Raw genomic sequence first — 17,682 nt, 5'->3', positions numbered from 1 at the left:
TGCCTCTACTTTTCAGCGTCGCTTCGCTCCTTGACAAGTAGGGCTAGGGCTTCAACATGGTTCGCATTGTTAAGAGGCGTGTCGGGTGCTGTTAGTTATATTGTATATTTACTTTTTATCCTTGTCAATTTCAACCTCAAGTCCAGATTTAAACACTACTTTTAAATTTTCTTCATAAATTACTATCTTATCTATAAGTTTCCTCACCAATTCTTCATCATAACTTTCTATTTCTAATTCTTGATTGTCTAAAAACTCTTCTAATTCCTTTAGCCTGCTTTGTTCATTCTTCTCTTCCGCCATTTCAAGGAGTATCTTTTCTTTTTCATTTCTTAACTCTTCCACCCTTTCTACAAGGTCTGTGTAATCTTTCTTGGCATTAGCTACTTTTAAAAGCTCTTCTTGCACTTTCAACATTTCTTTATCTATTTCTTCTATCTGGCTAGTTCCATCACCTGTGATGACTTTTTCTATATTCTCTTTTATTATTTCTTTTAATTCACTGCTTTCAGATATAAGTTGATTAATGGCTTCTACAACTGCCTCTTGTAGGTCGTCTTCTTTAATAGTTCTCGCATGGCAGGCATCTGGTCCATGGGTTACTCTTGTGCAGCACCTCCAAACGGTGTACTTTTTCCCTCTGTTATTCCATGCTATTCTCCTGTAAATATCGCCGCATTTTGAGCAGTAGACAATACTTGAAAGGGCATATTTGCTGGAATAAATTCTTCTTTTTCCTTTGCCACTTACCATATTAGCTCGTCTATCCATTTCTTCTTGGACTCGCATGAAGATTTCTTTTGGTATGATGGCTTCATGGCTATTTTCTACATAATATTGAGGTGCAATTCCATCATTTTTTACTCTCTTCTTATTCAGGAAATCCACTGTATAAGTCTTTTGTAAGAGGGCATCCCCCATGTATTTCTCATTAGTTAATATTTGATTGAGGTTCGATACATGCCACTTCTTATTTCCTGCTCCATTTACTATCTTGTCTTTCTCTAGTCCTTCCTTTATATCTCGTAGGCTTGCTCCTTCTAAATATTCTCTGTAGATCCTTTTTATAATTTTTGCTTCTTCAGGAACAATGACAAGTTTTCCTTCTTCGTCTTTTGTATAGCCTAAAAACCTATTATGGTTTACTTGGACTTGACCTTGTTGAAACCTATATTGAACGCCTAACTTTACATTTTGAGATAAGGACTGACTTTCCTGTTGAGCAAGAGATGCCATAATGGTAAGGAGGACTTCTCCCTTGGCGTCCATGGTGTTGATGTTTTCTTTTTCAAAATAGACTGGGATGTTGTTTTCTTTTAGTTTACGAATATACTTTAAACAGTCTAGTGTGTTTCTGGCAAATCTCGATATGGACTTTGTAATGATGTAGTCGATATTTCCTTCCATGGCTTCTTCAATCATTTTATTAAAGCCAGCTCTTTTCTTGGTATATGTTCCACTGATTCCTTCATCAGAAAAAACTCCCGCAAATTCCCAATCTGGATTTTTCTTTATATAATTTGTGTAGTGGTCTACTTGAGTGTCATAAGAAGTTGCTTGTTCATCGCTATCTGTTGATACCCTCGCATAAGCTGCCACTCTCAGTTTCTTCTTTTCTGATTCCTTGATGGAATTTCCTTTTTTCTTCTTCGCTGGTATTACTATGACCTTGCTATTCATCATCTATCACCTTGATTAACCTATACTTATAACTCGCTCGTTCAAAGGGATCTAGTGGTAGAACTTCTTCACTTTTGTATCTAAACTTGCATGGAACTCTAATGATCTCTTCTTCCTTTTCCCAAACTCGTCCCATGGCCACTGCCCTTTCTTTTAACATTTGACCTGCTTTTTCAAAGCTTTCTCTATCTATTATCTTGGGATAGATTTCATTTCCTAAATACTTTTTATTGGTAAGGATTCTTTTTACACTGGAGCTGTTTTTCTTCACGCCTGCAAGGTCTGCTGACTTTATAAGGGCATTGCCAGCAAGGTAGTTTTTAAAGATTTTTCTTATATTCTCCGCTTCTTTTTCTTGAATTTCTAATCTTCCGTCTCTTATGGTATAGCCATAACATAACCTAGACATTATTTTTCACTTCCTCTCTAAGTACAAGTCCACACTTTAAATGAAAATCAAGGGTCTCTCTATTAACAACTTGAATGTGGTCAATGATTTCTTCAAACAAGTCATCTTCAAAGTGATCTATCATTTCACTTTTTCCTAAGATTCCTATTAATTTTTCAAGTTCTCTTATTTCTTCATCATTTCCAAGGATGGCTTTTTTAATTCTTTCCTTTTCCCTGAGTAGATAACTTTCTTCACTAGAAATTTCACTGCTTTCTTTTGCGTAAACACTTGCATCTAAAACTCCCGAAGTTATTAGTTTGCTTAGAACCTCTTTTCTTTCCTTTAGTTTTTCTAGTCTTTCTTCAATTCCATTTATCTTCTCGACTTCTTCCTTGCTGTCCACTCTCTTTAAGGATTCTAAGAGTGGTGTAAGGATACTATCTTTTCCAAAGACTAGCTTGTTTACTAAAGTCGCAAATGCCAGTTTTATGTCCTTGTCTTTAATAAACTTCATATAACATTTATTAATATCTTTAAGGTGTTCACTGCAAGTCCAAGCTATATATTTTTCTTTGCCATTATAGTGATGTCTTCTTTTAAAGCTTGAACCACACTCGCCACACTTTATTTTCCCCGATAGGCTATATCTATTTTGGTATCTTTTAGTGTTTTCTCCATTTCCTTTTGCTATAGCCCTTATCCTTATTAGGTCTTGAACTTTCTCAAAGTCCTCTCTACTTACAATGGCTTCATGGTTGTCTATTATCTTATACTGGTCTTCTTCTCCCTTATTCTTGTGTCTATTATAATTTTCATCTGTATAGGTCTTTTGGTAGATGACATCGCCTATATATTTTTCATTTTTTAAGATTCCGTTTATAGTCGATCCATGCCATTTTGCTCCTTTTTGTCCTTTAATCTTTCTTTTATTTAAGTCTTCTGCAATTTTATGTGTTCCCTTACCTGAAAGATACTGTTCAAATATTTCTTTTATGATTTTTCCTTCTTCTTCATTCACTACCATCTTTCCGTCTATATTCTCATAGCCATAGGGTGGACTTGATATGATAAAGGTTCCATTTTGAAATCTTTTCTTTATGGACCATTTGTTATTTTCTGATATCGACCTGGACTCACTTTCTGCAAGGGATGAAAGTATGGATAACATCAACTCGCTTTCCATGGTTCTTGTATCAATGTTTTCTTTTTCAAAATAGATACCAATGTTTAAATCGAGAAGTCTCCTTACGATTTCCAAACAATCTGTCGTGTTTCTTGCAAGCCTTGAGATTGATTTGGTTAGGATAAAATCTATTTTTCCGTCTTCACAGTCTTTTAGCATTTTTAGAAGACCGTCTCTACATTCTTTCTTTGTTCCAGTGATGCCTTCGTCAAAGTATAGGCCTGCAAAAGTATATGAATTGTTCTCTGCTATCATCTTTTCGTAGTGTGCCTTTTGTGTTTTAAGACTCACCAGTTGAGCTTCCTCATCTGTCGATACTCTTACATAGGCAGCAACTCTAAATATAGATTCTTCTTTTTGATTTGCTTCTATTTTTGTTATCTTTTTCATCGTCTCACCTCTCTTTCTCTAAGTGCTATATTCCCGTACAAGTAAGTATTTATCAAGTCTTATATCATTAATTCTGAAAGAATAGGTTTGAACTTTTTTATGTTTTCTCTCCTAATTTTCCTATATTCTTCAAGGCTAATTTCATCTAAAAGAAATAGGTCTTGAATGAATTTATCCGATAGATAGAAATTAAGCTCTGCCTTTAAATCCCTTTCAGTGTATTCAGTTTTTATAATTTCTTGTCTACCTTCAAACTTTTCTACTCTCATACTCCACCTCCTATATCACAGGCAAAGAAATCAGGTCTATCTTTAACCCTAAATTTCTTTCCTCTATATTCCTTAGGACAAAGGGAGTAGTTTTGAGTAAAGTTTATAATTTCTAATATATGTAAAGAGAAATATGGCGTTAGAAATGTAGGCATAAAAAAAGGTTATAATTTTGAAAAATTACAACCTTTTGTCCAATGCTAGTTATTTAATTATAGAGAGTATATTTCTTTAACCCTATCAGCTAAGAACTTTACTCTTCCTTCAGAGATTATTTCTTTAAAACTCTCGTTATTTGCAATTGTTTCTAAATAAAAGTTAACAATCATATCGTCACTTCTGTTTGGATTTGTAGATAATAATAAATTTTCATCAAGCCATTCATCTATTTGATTAAAATACTCATCACCTCTTATCTTAAAAGATTTTTCCTTGCTCTCTATTAGTAGGTTGAGTAATTTTTCTACATATTGACTAGCGATTTTTGGGTTATTATCTTTAATATAATGAGTTGCCAAGGATAAATAAAAGTTTAAAACTATAGAAATATTTATTTCAATAAGATTAAAAGTTTCTATTAAATCCTCCACTCTTTCCAAGGTTTCGACCCAATCCTCATTATGCAAACTGCTTTTCATCATAAGAAGAGTGATTAAATCAATTACGTTCTTATAAATCATTACTTGAAGTTTTTGATCTACTTCATTTTCTTTCTTAATTTTTAGATAAGCTGAAGCCACCAAACAATCTTTAGATATAGATAGCATGTCAGAAGATGGTAAAATATTTAATGCTTCTTCTGATTTTCCTAAACTAATTAAACAGGCTGCCCTCAAGCTCAATGATTGTTCTTTTAATATAGGATTTTTAGAATGCTCGCATACCCTATTTAGTATATTATTTGCGTATTCTAGATATTCCTCTTTTTTTACATCATCAGTTGCTAAATCACAATGGTTCAAAATAAACAAAGCCATGTAATATAGTAGTTCAAAGCAAGAATAGTATTGTTTTATTTTGATTTTTATATCTTCTACGATACTATCCATATCTGTATCAGTGACACGATTCTCTAAGTCTATATAAAATTTTTGAATTTGAGTTGAAGATAAATCTGGGTCATATCCTATTAATTCATCCACACTTATATTGAAAAAAGTGGCAAGTTTTGGTAGAAGTAAAATATCTGGATGGCTTTGACCTGTCTCCCATTTTGATACGGACGCTTTTGTTACCATCATAAATTCTGCTAATTCTTCCTGAGTTATACCTCTTTCTTTTCGCTTCTGAAGAATATTTTCTCCAATTTTTAGCATTCTATTTTACCTCCTAACTGATTTGTTTTTTGTTTATTATAGCAATTGAAATTACGATACACAGTATAAGCAAAATACTTCCTGTAATAATCGGTACATAATAGTCATCATATCCTATTCCTTTAATAAGGTTCACAGGCTTTCCTATTAATGCGATAGGCATATATTTAACAATTTCATCTCGAATAGATAATATAAGTTGAATCACAATCCCAACGGTCGTTAATATTAATGTGCCTATAACATTTCCTGAAATCACCCCAGCTAATATCTCTAATGATATTAAAAATAAACCAAATATAAAGGGAAGTAAGGCTGCCATAAGTATATTTCTTATAGGAAATGAAATCCCGAAAAAGTATTTTGTATAGAAATAAGTGAGTATAAATGAGCAAAAGTAAGCCAAAAACCACAAAATGAAATTGTAAAAAATCTTCGATAGCACTACTTGATACCTTGGCAGTCCCTTAGATAACAAATTAATCAAGGTTCCCTTTTGGAATTCATTTGCCATTTGTGTACTTAAGATAATGGCTAATCCAAACATACCTATTTGACTAATGTTTTTAAAGAATTGTGTCCAAGAATCTATTTCTGATGGTGGTGCTACGTTAATATCTATATTTCCTGTAGCTATGGATTGAAGTATCAGGGGAGTTAATTTCGCTGTCAAAGGACTTATCAACCCTATAAACAAGAACAGGATAAGGGTAGAAGTCGTTTTTTTAGTCCTTGCACCTTCAATAGCTTCTTTCTTTAATAGAGATAAAAATATCCTCATGTTTTCGTCACCTCCATAAAAATATTTTCTAATGTAGGTTCTTCTATTTTTATTTCTAGAGGAAATATGTTTAGCTTATATAGCTCATATAAAATATCAATATCTTTTATTTTATTGTCTTCGTCTGTAAGGTATAAAATATCTCCTTTTTCATTCGTTACAAGATTTGAAAATTTATCTAGTGACTTAAATACCTTTAGCTCTTTGTTCGACTTAAACCTTATTTTAATTGTATTTTTTCTCTTTATATTTTTTAGCTCATCTATCGAACCTTCTAGTACATTTTTTCCTTTATCAAGCACCACAACATGATCGCAGATTGCTTCAACATCCGATAAAATATGTGTGGAAAAAATAACGGTTGTAGAGTCTTTTATTTTTAATATAATGTCTAATATCTCTTTTCTTCCAAGTGGATCAAGGGCGGAAGTTGGTTCATCACATATTAATAATTTGGGACTATTTAACAAGGCTTGGGCAATACCCAAGCGCTGTCTCATACCTCTAGAATATCCACTAATTCTTTTATTGACATCTCTTAATCCCACCAATTCTAAAAGTTCTTCGCTCTTGTTTTTAATTTCATTTTTGCTAAGACCAGTTATAGCCCCACATAGATTCAGATATTCCTTTGCTGTCATATAACCGTAAAATTCAGGAACATCTGGAAGATACCCTATAAATCGATTGGTTTTTGACTGACCAAAGCTAACTTTTTCTCCAAATACTTCAATTGAGCCTTCATCAATTTTCAAAAATCCTAAAATCATTTTCATTGTCGTAGTTTTTCCAGCACCATTTTTGCCTAAAAAACCAAAGATTGTGTTTTCAGGAATTGACATGGATAATCCATTAATAATCGTATTTTTACCAAAAGATTTATGAAGGCTTTCAATTTTAAGTGCTTCCATTATTCTTCCTCCCTACCTATTGTTAAGTATAGGATAGGTCCAATAATTTGAATAAAAACAACTATTAAAATCCACATTGTTCTACTGCCAAATTTATATCTATTGTGTTTTAAAACATGTCTTAAGGAATAAATCATAAGTCCAATTTCTAAAATAATAATAGGTATAAGTATCGGCAAATATTCTCTAATAATATCCATTTTAAGCCCTCCTTTATTTGTATATATCTTACCATTTTATTAAATCAACTTTCAAGAAACTATTAGTAAACTTATCCTATTTTTATCAACTTTCAAGAAACTATATTTTATTTCATCAGAAATAAAAAAATAGCCTGTACCAAAATCGGCACAGGCTTCTTACTCACATATTATAATAGTTGGTTCACTCTTCTCTGAATAACATAATAATCATATCCAGCATTAGTTAACCTTCTTTTTCTCTCTTCTCCATTACCCCATTTTCCACTTATAACTTCTTTTGCTAACTCATCGATTGTCTTACCAACTGGATATACTATCTTGCCATTAACATCGAATACTTTTAATCCAAATCTATCGGCACATCTTTTAGCATTATCTAAATTCTTAAACGCACCTTTCTGGCTTTTTACATCAGACCAAGATTTTCTAACTCTATATAGTCCACCTATTGATTTGCTAACAGTCTTATTATCTCTTAGTCTTTTATTGACTTCTCTTGCGATATATGGGAACTTACTGCCAAGGTATGGTCCAGGACAATTTGTACTAGAATACCACTCGTGTTTTTGAAGAACACCATCCTTACCTCCAGTGTAGGTGCAGGGATAGATTCCATTTCTCCTACAGATGTCTGTTACTAAATCAATTAGTCTATTTAAAACATAATCAGAAACCAACCACTGAGGTCCTCTCGTAGAGTTCCCTACTTCAATTGTGACTGCTCTATTGTCACACCAAGAAGATGAGGTTGTCCATGCTCTGTTAGATTCATCTACTCCTAAAACAATGACTCCATCGGATCCTAAATTGTAGTTAGCAGATGCTCGTCTTGACCTTGGCACAAATACTCCAGCAAGATTTCTACCATTTATAACTCCTGCCGCATGGTGGATTGCTATTTTAGTAATCTTTTGATTTCTTCTTCCGCTATGGTTTGGTGAAAGAATTGTTGCTTGTACTAATGGACTATTACTCATTTATTTTTCCTCCTTGAATTGTTCTAATACTTTTTTTAATTTTTCTGGTACTGGCAAACCTAAAGCTACAGAGTTTTCAAGTATAGAAAGCCCCTCATTTGCTATATAAAAAAAGATGATGGCTGTTCTTATCATTGTCCCATCACCTTTAATTAAATTTACATCACATAGGTTTGCTATTCCTACAACTATAAAAATCATAATCTTTTTTGCTATCCCTTTAAATCCTATGGACGAGGATAGCTTTCTTTCGACCCCTGCTCTTAAAACTCCTGTTAAATAGTCTGCAATAACAAAAGCAAGAAGTGTGTAAATAAAAGCATCTACACTTCCAAGATAAAATCCCAACCATCCTCCGATAGCTGTAAAACATACTTTTAGTATTTCTAAAAACTTATTCATTTTATTCCTCCTCTGTTAAGGTATATGTTATTTTCATTGTCTTATCTGCCGTTTTTAATATTGGACTTGATAGGTTGTTAATTGTTCCAAGATATGGAGTATGAAGAAATAAAAGTTTGTAAAACCTCTCCTCATAACCTCCAAATCCAATGACCAATGGCCCGATTGTCTTTGGATCCATCATTAAATTTGGTATTCCCTCTCCGCTATAATCAGAAACACTGTTTACTATGACTTGGTCTTTTTTATCAATTGCAAATTCATAACCTAATATATAGTCTCCCCACTTATATAGGTAACAGTATTCTCCCCCATATTTCGAAGTCCTAACTTCTTTACCTAATTCTATAACAGAAATATCTACAGGATTATTGATATTAATTTTATAGATTTTATCCGCACTATATGAATTTATCGAATATAGGTAGCCATCTTTAATACAGCTATATACATATCTATGACAGTAACTTCTATTTTTTTCATAGTAACTTCCTAATTTACCTAATCTTATTTCATTTAATGCCCACTCATCTATTTTCGTTGAGTAATCATTTTTATTTATTTTTATTCTTATTAGCTTATCTCTGTAAGTTCCAAAACCATACCAATTTCCATCTTCTCCGTCATAAAAACAACATTCGTTCCAAGTACTCAATTTACTAAAAAACTCTGATACGTCAATTGTTATCCTTTCCTCATTTTTATATCCTTTAGTGTAAATTGGATCATTTAAACCTATATTCGTAAATGGTTCCTTAAGTTTAACTAATTCTATAGATTTGTTGTCTAAAGGCCATATTGAAACCAAGGTGTTGTTTTCAACATCTATTTCAACACATCCGTTATATGCGTCCGAGACTTCTCTGTTTTTCCATAAGCTAATTTTATTTAATAATAAGAAGGGATCTTTACCATGAGTGTCTCCATAAAAATGTTTCCCTCCTCTATAATGTGTTAATGCCAATGAAGAGATTCTTCCGTTTGCCTGTGATGTAGAAAAGTCCCAGACAAACTTGTATCCATTTTCAAGAGGGGTTGATTCATTAAGATTAGCTGAACCTCTTCTTGGGGCATCCGTTGAATTTACATCGTTGGATGCATAACCTATTATTTGGTTATCTGAAGGAGCAAATATTTTATTTGGATCTTCTTCTAATTTATCCTCAAATAAAAGGATTCCACCATAACATTTAGTTGCTATAGGAAATATTTCTTTTTCATATTGAGTAATTCTCGAATCACCCATAGGGTACATTAACCCCATAGGATTGAGCCTTAATAAATCTGGAACTGCATTCGTTATTAAGTTTTCATCTTCATATATCTCCTTCCTATTTGTCCTCACATCAGTTAGTTCAATGACTGATTTACCCTTGAGCATTTTCTTCCTCCTTATCTTTAAATTCTGTAGTAATTTCTTCTTTATATTTTCCAAGCATTAATCCTTGATATTTAAATCTTCCTACCTTTTCATTAAATACTAGTGGCCTTGGGACTTGTCTTTCTACTTTGTATTCAGCCTTCAATTTTCTAAGCAAGAATGAATGACTAAGTTCTATTCTCTTCCAGGATTCATCAATCTTAATCTTTCCATCCCAAGCTTCTGTAGAACCAAGAGACTGACCAGATATAGCTGCGATAGCATTATCTTTACCTATCATAGCTTGTCCTGATTCAAGTCTAATAAGCACTGAAAAGTTGTTCATCGTCTTTTCCTGAAGTTTGGTTAATGGATAAAAAAGATTTAGAATGTGGTCACCACTTAAGTAGGTTTCTTTTGGAATGTGATGTTCTATTTTTGTATCATTGAAAATATAGGTAATAACTATCCTTGTTGGTATTTCTATATTTTCATTAAAGTCTAATTCTTCTACTTCCTCTTTTTCTTCATACTTTGGAGGATCATAGGATTTTCCATCTTTATTTAAAACCTCTACTTGCTTCTTAACACTCCTTGAAATCTTTCTTGTCTTTTCTTCGGTGTCACAGATGATATTTAACAAGATAGATGCATTAAAAATTGCCTCTGTTTCTTTATTAGAGGCAAATTCTATACGAATTATTGGCGTGTCTGTTGTAGAAAGATTAAAGGCAGAATAATTTGAATAGGCATGAACTACTAATTTTTCAGATTCAATCTGATTTAAAAGTCCAACTATATTTTTATCATTCTTGCTTTTGGCCTTTGATAGATATGGATTCTTTCCAACTCCTAAAATCCTGTGCTTACCATTTATCTTGTACTCTATGTCAGTAATAAGCCCTTCAATCTTTTCCTCTTCGTAAGAAATAGCTATCCTATCTCCAACATCAAGACTTGGGTCTCCTATAGTTACCATGTCAAAAGGTGTGTGATGAATCTTACAAATTTCCGTAAGAAGAGCCTCACACATTCTTTTTCTTTTTTCTGGAAGTCCTAACTGCATCAGTGGATTTATTCCAAGGTTCATAGTTAGTCCATCATCATTTTCTAAAGAGTAGTATTCAGCTATTTTAGTCTTTGCATTTGTTGAGTTGATAGCTGTATATCTAGTCTTAAAATCTGATATTGATGAAGAAAATCTTTCTCTTGTTTTAATTTCAGTTGATATGCTTTCTGCATACTTCTTTAAAACCAATTTACCATCACGAGAGACCTGCGCAAAAGTACCCAGAGTTGATGCTATATAGTGAATAAAGTCCCTGTAAGTTTCTATATCATGGTCTTGATAAATTGCCAAAACTTCCTCTCCATTTACAAAAGCTTTCACGTCATCTTCTGTCATGCCTAGTTCTACCTTGCACTTCTCACATGAAAAACTTAGTAGTTCAAAGGCTGTACCAAAGGTATCTGTTACTGGGAAGTTCTTATCAAACCTAAGCATATAGTCATAGCCTTTTAGTTCTAAAATCTTCTTAGACCTATTTGCCTCAGTAACATCAAATATTCCCATTGGTATGGTTTCTATCTTTTTGCTTTCTAATTCTTGATGGTAAAAAAGTTCTAGCTTTGAATCCTCTAAAGAATACCTATCTATATTTGAAAAAAGACTGATTCCAAACTCTCCAGCATAAACTGTACCTATTTCAAGTTCAGAAGATCCAGAGCATGAACGATGAATGTATCCAGACCCTTTAAGAATATCTTTATTGGTAAATGGAATGATTGTTTCATCTTTTAAGATGATATTTCCCGTCCAGTAAAATTTACGAGAATTCTTTTTTATAACTGTTTTATATTCATTGCTTGTTGGATACATCAATATTCCTCCAATGAAAAAGATACTTCCCACAATCCTTTATAAGAAGTATCTTTTATTAGTTTGACTTGAAACTTGTCTATATACATTTGTGTCTCTTTTAGTTCCAATGTTTCTGTATCTAAGAATTTAACTTTAAGATTAGACTTGTTAGCAAAATTGCTTAAGGTCTTTACAAGTTTAGGACTACAAGAAAAACTTACAGAAATACTTGCTACTTTATTTCTAACAATATCCCTTTGAATAGTGCCTGCTTCTGTTTCTCCTCCAGTATCTGCTTCTATATCTCTAAACTCCAAATCATAAGAATTTGGTAGAGGTAGGTCTACTCCTTCAATAATTAAATATGATTGATATTTCATTATACGACTACACCTCCATTCACTGCGTCGCTTTGCTCCTTGTTCATGGGGTGAGACTGCATCTGACCTACCAACAAAATCATAGATTTTGGGTTAGGTCATTATCTACCTCCACTTCTTAAATTCTTACGCATAGATGCATTGACAATAACTTCATCAAGGAGAGTTCCACCAAGATAAACTGGTATGACTATATCTCCAGAATTTTCAGATTTTAAATTTATGTTTGCAAGTGCATCAGATATTTGTCTTCCTATATCAATCCCATTTATATTGGATTCTTTATCATGTCCTCCAATACCTAGAGATGATATATTGGGGCTTAAAACCATATCGCTTGCCACATTTTTCATTGAAGATTGTACTAATCTCCTGCTCTTTTCAATTCCTTTAGATAAACCTTCCATAAAATCAGGCATCCATGATTCATAGTCGGTAAGCGGACCAACATCTGGAACAGAGAAGTGCAGGTAAGACCTAATAGTTGATGCTACATTCGATACAGCCGATGTAACATTGCTAATTGCACTTCTAATCCCTCTAGCAATTCCGTTAATCATATCGGCTCCCCATGTATAAGCTTGAAATGCTAAATTCTTAATGTGATTAACTGCATTATTAAATCCATTTCTAATAGTGGACTGAATATTTGACATGGTCGATGAAATGCTTGATCTCATAGAATTAAAGGCAGATGATACTGCTGACTTTGCACTATTTACTGCGGAGGAGATAGTCGACTTTATGGAGTTCCAAGCAGATGAAACAAAGGTCTTAATATTATTCATTGTTGATGAGATAAAGGTCTTTATCCCATTCCAGATTGATTCAAGAACTGCCTTAATAGAAGTCAAGATAGTCTCAATTGTAGTTTTTATGTTTGTCCAGGATGTAGAAATAAATTCTCCAATAGCAGTAATAACTGTTGTTAAAAACTCTTTTAGTCCATTCCAAATAGTCTCTACTTTTACTTTGATTGCATCTAGAACTGTTGAAATTAAAGTCTTAATACTTTCCCAAGTAGTCCTGATAAACTCACTAACTGCTGTAAATACTTCTGTAGTTGTAGTTGAAATAGCTGTCCATATATTGGTAAAAATAGTTTTAATTCCTGTCCAAAGGCTTGTAAAGAATTCTCCTAAACTTTGCCATAAACTCTTGGCTCCCTCAATAAAGGTATTCCAAGATTCAGTTAGAAAAGTTGTTATAGATGTCCAGATAGTATTCCATCCTTCAGAAAGTCCATTCCATAGGTTGGCAAAGAAGTCCTTGATGCCTTTCCAAGTAGTCTTAACACCTTCAATAAATCCAGACCAGAATTCTGATAAGAAAGTAGTAATTTCAGTCCAAGTGCTTGTCCATGAATCAGATATTCCTTGCCATAGATTGGCGAAGAATTCTTTTATTCCATTCCAAATAGCAACTGTTGATTCTTTGATAGTATCCCAAATAGAGATGACACCTTCTCTAAACCATTCGCACTTCTTCCATAAAAGAACTAGACCCGCTATTACTGCACCAATAGCAATAGGAACAATACCAATGGCTGATACTACTGCAGTGATTGCTGGTATAAGTGTACCTGTAAATATTCCTACTATCTTAGTTATTCCTCCTATTATTAGAGGTCCTTTGGTCATAATAGTTCCTATTGACCAGACAAGCTTTCCTACAATCATAAGAACTGGACCAAGAGCAGCTATAAAAAGACCGATACCTGCAATAATACCTTTTACTGGTCCTGGAAGTGCATTAAGTCCATTTACCAGTTTTGTTAATATATCTACTGCTTTTCTAACAGCAGGCATTAAAAGTTCTCCAAAGGATATGGCTAATTCTTCTAAGGCAGATTGTAAAATCTTTAATTGACCAGCTAGGTTATCCTGCATAGTAGCAGCCATTTTTTCTGCTGTTCCATCTGTGTTGTATATGGCATCACTTAAACTGTTGTAGTCCTTCTCACTGGCATTTATAATTGCCAACATTCCAGACATGGCATTTTTACCAAATATCATGGATGCTGCTTGTGCTTTTTGAGTTCCATCTAAATTGGCAAAGGCAACTCTAAAGGTGCTTAGAGTTTCATCAAGTGAAAGGCCCTGTACATCTTCAATAGATAATCCCAACATGGACATTCCATTAATAACTTCTTTAGTTGGTGATGCGAGTCTTGTTAGTCCAGACCTTAAAGCTGTCCCTGCTTGTGAGCCTTTTATTCCTGCGTTAGCCATTAAACCTATAGCTACTGCTGTATCTTCAACTGAATAGCCAAGTGTCCCAGCAATAGGTGCAGCATATTTGAAGGTTTCACCCATTAATGAAACATTGGTATTGGCATTAGATGATGCAGCTGCAAGAACATCAGCAAAGTGAGAAGAATCTTCTGCTTTTAAACCAAAGGCTGTAAGGGCATCTGTTACGATATCTGAAGTAGTAGCTAAGTCCTCACCACTAGCTGCAGCAAGGTTCATGACTCCTTCAATACCACTAATCATATCTTTACTTTTCCAACCAGCCATGGCCATGTAGTTCATAGCCTCTGCCGCTTCAGATGCTGAGAACTTTGTCTTGGCTCCCATTTCACGAGCCTTTTCCCTTAGAGCATCAAAGTCGGATCCAGTTGCGCCTGATACTGCTTTTACCTTTGACATACCAGAGTCAAAATCTGACACAGTTTTTACAGCTGCTGCCCCAAGACCTGCTACTGCAAGAGATACTGGCATCATTTTTCTTCCCACGTTTTCTATATTTTGCCCTGTGTTTTGCCATTTTTCCCCAGTAATAGCTATGTTTTGTAGGGTTTGATTAGTGGTTGCTCCTTGTCTTTCTAGAGACTTTAGGGCTTGTTCTGTTTCAATAATTTCACGTTTAAGGGCATCATATTGCTCTTGGGAAATCTTGCCTTCTGCAAGAGCCTGTTCAGCTTGTTTTTGTGCCTCTTTTAAAGAGGTTAATTTATTCTTTGTCTCTTCTAAGGTCTGTCCTAATAGCTTATGCTTTTGTGAGATAAGTTCAGTATTGCCAGGATCAAGTTTAAGAAGTTTATTGACATCACGAAGTTCAGACTGAGTATGTTTAATCTCCGTATTAACTTGTTTTAAAGCTGTCTGTAATTTGGTAGTATCCCCACCAATTTCAACAGTTATCCCTTTTATTCTATTTGCCAATATCTCACCTCCTTAATTTTAAGCATCAAAAAAGCACCTACCATTTTGATAGATGCTTATAGTCTTTAATAGTTATTTAGTGTTCTTCTCATTGGCGTATTTGCTACCACACCCTATACCAAAAAGCATAGAACCAATTATCCACGCATACTCTGTTTTTCCAGTTTTATGTGACATGTATATTGATAATATAAGTGTGACAAATGCAATTATTGCTAGTATCAACCATAATTTCTTTTTTACCATTTAATTCCATCACTATCTTTTTAAATTCATCATTGTTACTTAAATAATTCAGAGTGTGAGCCAGTCCTTACTAGAGATAATACTAAAACCTCTTCTATTTTTTCATATATTAATAAAAAATCTGGCTCTATATGACATTCACGAGTCCCCTTGTAATTTCCCGTTAATGAATGGTCTCTATATCTTTCATCAAGAGTTTCATCTTCTGCTAATTTCTCGATAATTTCAAAGAGCTTTTCAATATCTTTTCCTTGTTTTTTAGCTTGCTTTAGGTCTTTTTTAAATCTTTTAGTAAACTTTATTTTATACTTCAAGGGCTTTCCTCAAGTCATCCATATTATCGTAAGCTCTGACATTCTTATCTTTTGCTATCATTCTTCCTTCTTCAATCGCTTTTATAGTTTCATCACTAGGAACATCAAGTTTTAAATCAAAGGGAATTCCACTTTCTCTAATACTCGCCCTTAAAAACATGTTAATTGCAGTAGTCATATTTAAGCCTAAACTGGAATAGATTTTTTCTGCTGCTTCTTTTATTTCTTTATCTGTTCTTATATTCAAATTTGTTGTAGCCATTTCATCATCTCCTTTGAGATTATTATATGACTAAATTCGTGCGTAGTCAACACATTGTCATTATTTTATATGTTGAATACGTTATTAATCTTCGTTATAAACGTACTCCAATAAATCACCTGGTTGACAATCAAGCTCTTTACAAATGCTAGCTAAAGTATTAAATCTAATACCTTTGGCCTTTCCTGTCTTTAATATTGATAAATTTGCTTCGGTTATTCCTATCCTTGCTGCAAGCTCTTTCGATGTCATATTTTTCTTTTTTAACGCTTGATCTAGATTTATAATTATTTGATCCTTCATTTTCAAATTATACTTTCCGAATCTTCTTTTAAGGATTTTCCCGAATTAAATATCATCATTGATGAAAATGCTATAACCATCAAAATTATATTCGTTAAATAATCCTTAATAGTTAAATTAAAAACACTGCTAACATTGTCAACTTTAAAATAATTGAAAACTAGCTTAGAAATAATTTGACAAATCGTCAGAATTATAAGTGCTATTAATATATCTCTCGAATATTTTGAATTTAAGTCTGAAAAATAATCTTTCTTCTCTAAATTCACTAAAATCTTCTCAAATTTATCCAATGAGAAACCAGCAACAATGAATATCATAAGGGCACTCAAGCATGAATAAATAATAAAAGGAAGTGAAACTTCTTGTAGATTAAATTGATGAGATTCAACTACTTGTATTACATCATCTTTAAAAATCAGAGTTAATACACTTCCAAGCAAGGTAAAACCTGCTCCCAAATATGAAATATACCTTAAAATCTTAGATAATATAATCGCTATTTTGAAAATAAAACTCTTCATAACTTCTCCTCAACACTTTCGTTTATCTATTATCATCTACATCTTTCCATTCTTGTACTCTATCCTTCAAATAATTTAAATCTTCTTTAGAAAGTTCCCAGGTTAATGAAGATGGCATCAAGGGCATTCCCTCCATTGTAATATATGGATAATTTTCATAAATATAAAAATCTATCTTTGTAGCTTTTTTATCCTCTCTCTTGCTGGTTAATAAGAAGTGGTAAGACTCTATTGCATCATCTGGTATTTCTTTAAAATAATCGTCGAAGTTTTTATCATTAATATTTTCTGCACTCATTCCTGTCAAATTACTAAAGTAGTCTAGAACTTCTTGTTCTTCTGTTTCAACAATTTTTTTATTGTTAGAATCAAATATTTCAATCTTTTCTTCTTTTTTACTACTTGTTTGTTCTCTTGTAGTATTTGGACTACAAGAAGTTAAAACTATAGAAAAAACAAGAAAAATAGCCATTATTAAAAATCTTTTTCTCACGATAATCCTCCCTATTGAATTATTGTAAAACGATAATTATCTTTGATTATTATTGTAAAACAATAATTATAGTTTGTCAATATCATTCGTAATGACTTAAAACTTATCATAATCTTCTTGCGTAGCTACTTCTTTGTATTTATAGTCGTCATTATTCTTTTCTGTGAACATATCATTTACAAGTCCAATTGTTAGTAGAGATAAATCAGAAACAGAAAGACCAAGTTCCACTGCCCTTAGTAAAAACAAGGGTGTAGTCATTGGTCTTT

At 33.0% G+C, this 17,682-nt stretch carries 21 protein-coding genes; all 21 read right to left on the bottom strand.

Features of this window, described 5'->3' with window-relative positions:
• Nucleotides 1-108 precede the first annotated feature (108 nt).
• On the bottom strand, nucleotides 109-1,680 hold the full coding sequence (locus ABDJ34_RS05570; RefSeq protein WP_065735315.1) for a recombinase family protein: 1,572 nt from the start codon (nucleotides 1,678-1,680) through the stop codon (nucleotides 109-111).
• A complete protein-coding gene (locus tag ABDJ34_RS05565) occupies nucleotides 1,673-2,089 on the bottom strand; it encodes a recombinase family protein (protein ID WP_019131795.1) in 417 nt (138 codons plus the stop codon). The genes ABDJ34_RS05570 and ABDJ34_RS05565 overlap by 8 nt, the downstream gene beginning before the upstream one ends.
• On the bottom strand, nucleotides 2,082-3,644 hold the full coding sequence (locus ABDJ34_RS05560) for a recombinase family protein (protein WP_250342019.1): 1,563 nt from the start codon (nucleotides 3,642-3,644) through the stop codon (nucleotides 2,082-2,084). Before ABDJ34_RS05560 ends, ABDJ34_RS05565 begins: the two co-directional genes overlap by 8 nt.
• A 59-nt stretch (nucleotides 3,645-3,703) precedes the next feature.
• Nucleotides 3,704-3,913, bottom strand: coding sequence for an SHOCT domain-containing protein (locus ABDJ34_RS05555; protein WP_065735313.1), 210 nt, complete (start codon nucleotides 3,911-3,913; stop codon nucleotides 3,704-3,706).
• Between the two features lie 212 nt (nucleotides 3,914-4,125).
• Nucleotides 4,126-5,229 (bottom strand): helix-turn-helix domain-containing protein, encoded by a 1,104-nt coding sequence (locus ABDJ34_RS05550; RefSeq protein ID WP_412701649.1) that lies wholly within the window; start codon nucleotides 5,227-5,229, stop codon nucleotides 4,126-4,128.
• Nucleotides 5,230-5,242: 13 nt separating this feature from the next.
• Nucleotides 5,243-6,010: an ABC transporter permease gene (locus tag ABDJ34_RS05545; RefSeq protein ID WP_065735311.1), complete on the bottom strand. Its 768-nt coding sequence runs from the start codon at nucleotides 6,008-6,010 to the stop codon at nucleotides 5,243-5,245.
• On the bottom strand, nucleotides 6,007-6,921 hold the full coding sequence (locus tag ABDJ34_RS05540) for an ABC transporter ATP-binding protein (protein ID WP_065735310.1): 915 nt from the start codon (nucleotides 6,919-6,921) through the stop codon (nucleotides 6,007-6,009). Before ABDJ34_RS05540 ends, ABDJ34_RS05545 begins: the two co-directional genes overlap by 4 nt.
• Complete coding sequence (locus tag ABDJ34_RS05535) at nucleotides 6,921-7,121, bottom strand: PLD nuclease N-terminal domain-containing protein (protein ID WP_065735309.1); 201 nt, start codon at nucleotides 7,119-7,121, stop codon at nucleotides 6,921-6,923. The genes ABDJ34_RS05540 and ABDJ34_RS05535 overlap by 1 nt, the downstream gene beginning before the upstream one ends.
• 170 nt (nucleotides 7,122-7,291) lie before the next feature.
• Nucleotides 7,292-8,101: an N-acetylmuramoyl-L-alanine amidase gene (locus ABDJ34_RS05530; protein ID WP_156329537.1), complete on the bottom strand. Its 810-nt coding sequence runs from the start codon at nucleotides 8,099-8,101 to the stop codon at nucleotides 7,292-7,294.
• Nucleotides 8,102-8,503 carry a phage holin family protein gene (locus ABDJ34_RS05525; protein WP_156329538.1) on the bottom strand — a complete coding sequence of 134 codons (402 nt, stop codon included), beginning with the start codon at nucleotides 8,501-8,503 and terminating at the stop codon, nucleotides 8,102-8,104. It lies immediately after the preceding gene.
• Between the two features lies 1 nt (nucleotide 8,504).
• Nucleotides 8,505-9,884: a hypothetical protein gene (locus ABDJ34_RS05520; RefSeq protein WP_156329539.1), complete on the bottom strand. Its 1,380-nt coding sequence runs from the start codon at nucleotides 9,882-9,884 to the stop codon at nucleotides 8,505-8,507.
• The gene (locus ABDJ34_RS05515; protein ID WP_277250942.1) at nucleotides 9,871-11,742 is read right to left on the bottom strand and encodes a hypothetical protein; all 1,872 of its coding nucleotides are present in this window, start codon (nucleotides 11,740-11,742) and stop codon (nucleotides 9,871-9,873) included. Before ABDJ34_RS05515 ends, ABDJ34_RS05520 begins: the two co-directional genes overlap by 14 nt.
• Nucleotides 11,742-12,104: a hypothetical protein gene (locus ABDJ34_RS05510; protein ID WP_085875838.1), complete on the bottom strand. Its 363-nt coding sequence runs from the start codon at nucleotides 12,102-12,104 to the stop codon at nucleotides 11,742-11,744. The genes ABDJ34_RS05515 and ABDJ34_RS05510 overlap by 1 nt, the downstream gene beginning before the upstream one ends.
• Before the next feature lie 101 nt (nucleotides 12,105-12,205).
• Nucleotides 12,206-15,271, bottom strand: a complete 3,066-nt coding sequence (locus ABDJ34_RS05505) for a phage tail tape measure protein (RefSeq protein ID WP_412701648.1) — start codon at nucleotides 15,269-15,271, stop codon at nucleotides 12,206-12,208.
• A 72-nt stretch (nucleotides 15,272-15,343) separates the two neighbouring features.
• The gene (locus ABDJ34_RS05500) at nucleotides 15,344-15,517 is read right to left on the bottom strand and encodes a hypothetical protein (protein ID WP_285072961.1); all 174 of its coding nucleotides are present in this window, start codon (nucleotides 15,515-15,517) and stop codon (nucleotides 15,344-15,346) included.
• Between the two features lie 35 nt (nucleotides 15,518-15,552).
• Nucleotides 15,553-15,831, bottom strand: coding sequence for a type II toxin-antitoxin system YafQ family toxin (locus ABDJ34_RS05495; protein WP_273498033.1), 279 nt, complete (start codon nucleotides 15,829-15,831; stop codon nucleotides 15,553-15,555).
• Nucleotides 15,821-16,093 carry a type II toxin-antitoxin system RelB/DinJ family antitoxin gene (locus ABDJ34_RS05490; protein ID WP_282925100.1) on the bottom strand — a complete coding sequence of 91 codons (273 nt, stop codon included), beginning with the start codon at nucleotides 16,091-16,093 and terminating at the stop codon, nucleotides 15,821-15,823. The genes ABDJ34_RS05495 and ABDJ34_RS05490 overlap by 11 nt, the downstream gene beginning before the upstream one ends.
• A gap of 84 nt (nucleotides 16,094-16,177) precedes the next feature.
• Nucleotides 16,178-16,396, bottom strand: coding sequence for a helix-turn-helix domain-containing protein (locus ABDJ34_RS05485; protein WP_282925099.1), 219 nt, complete (start codon nucleotides 16,394-16,396; stop codon nucleotides 16,178-16,180).
• 2 nt (nucleotides 16,397-16,398) lie between these two features.
• Nucleotides 16,399-16,920: a DUF2975 domain-containing protein gene (locus ABDJ34_RS05480; protein WP_412701647.1), complete on the bottom strand. Its 522-nt coding sequence runs from the start codon at nucleotides 16,918-16,920 to the stop codon at nucleotides 16,399-16,401.
• A 22-nt stretch (nucleotides 16,921-16,942) separates the two neighbouring features.
• Nucleotides 16,943-17,413: a hypothetical protein gene (locus ABDJ34_RS05475; protein ID WP_412701646.1), complete on the bottom strand. Its 471-nt coding sequence runs from the start codon at nucleotides 17,411-17,413 to the stop codon at nucleotides 16,943-16,945.
• A 96-nt stretch (nucleotides 17,414-17,509) separates the two neighbouring features.
• Entirely contained in the window at nucleotides 17,510-17,674 is a 165-nt protein-coding gene (locus ABDJ34_RS05470) for a hypothetical protein (RefSeq protein WP_186821662.1), read from the bottom strand.
• Between the last annotated feature and the right edge of the window lie 8 nt (nucleotides 17,675-17,682).

The organism is Finegoldia dalianensis (assembly GCF_046255015.1).
In the GTDB taxonomy this organism is placed as follows: domain Bacteria; phylum Bacillota; class Clostridia; order Tissierellales; family Peptoniphilaceae; genus Finegoldia; species Finegoldia magna.
This window is presented reverse-complemented; position numbering and strand designations above follow the sequence as displayed.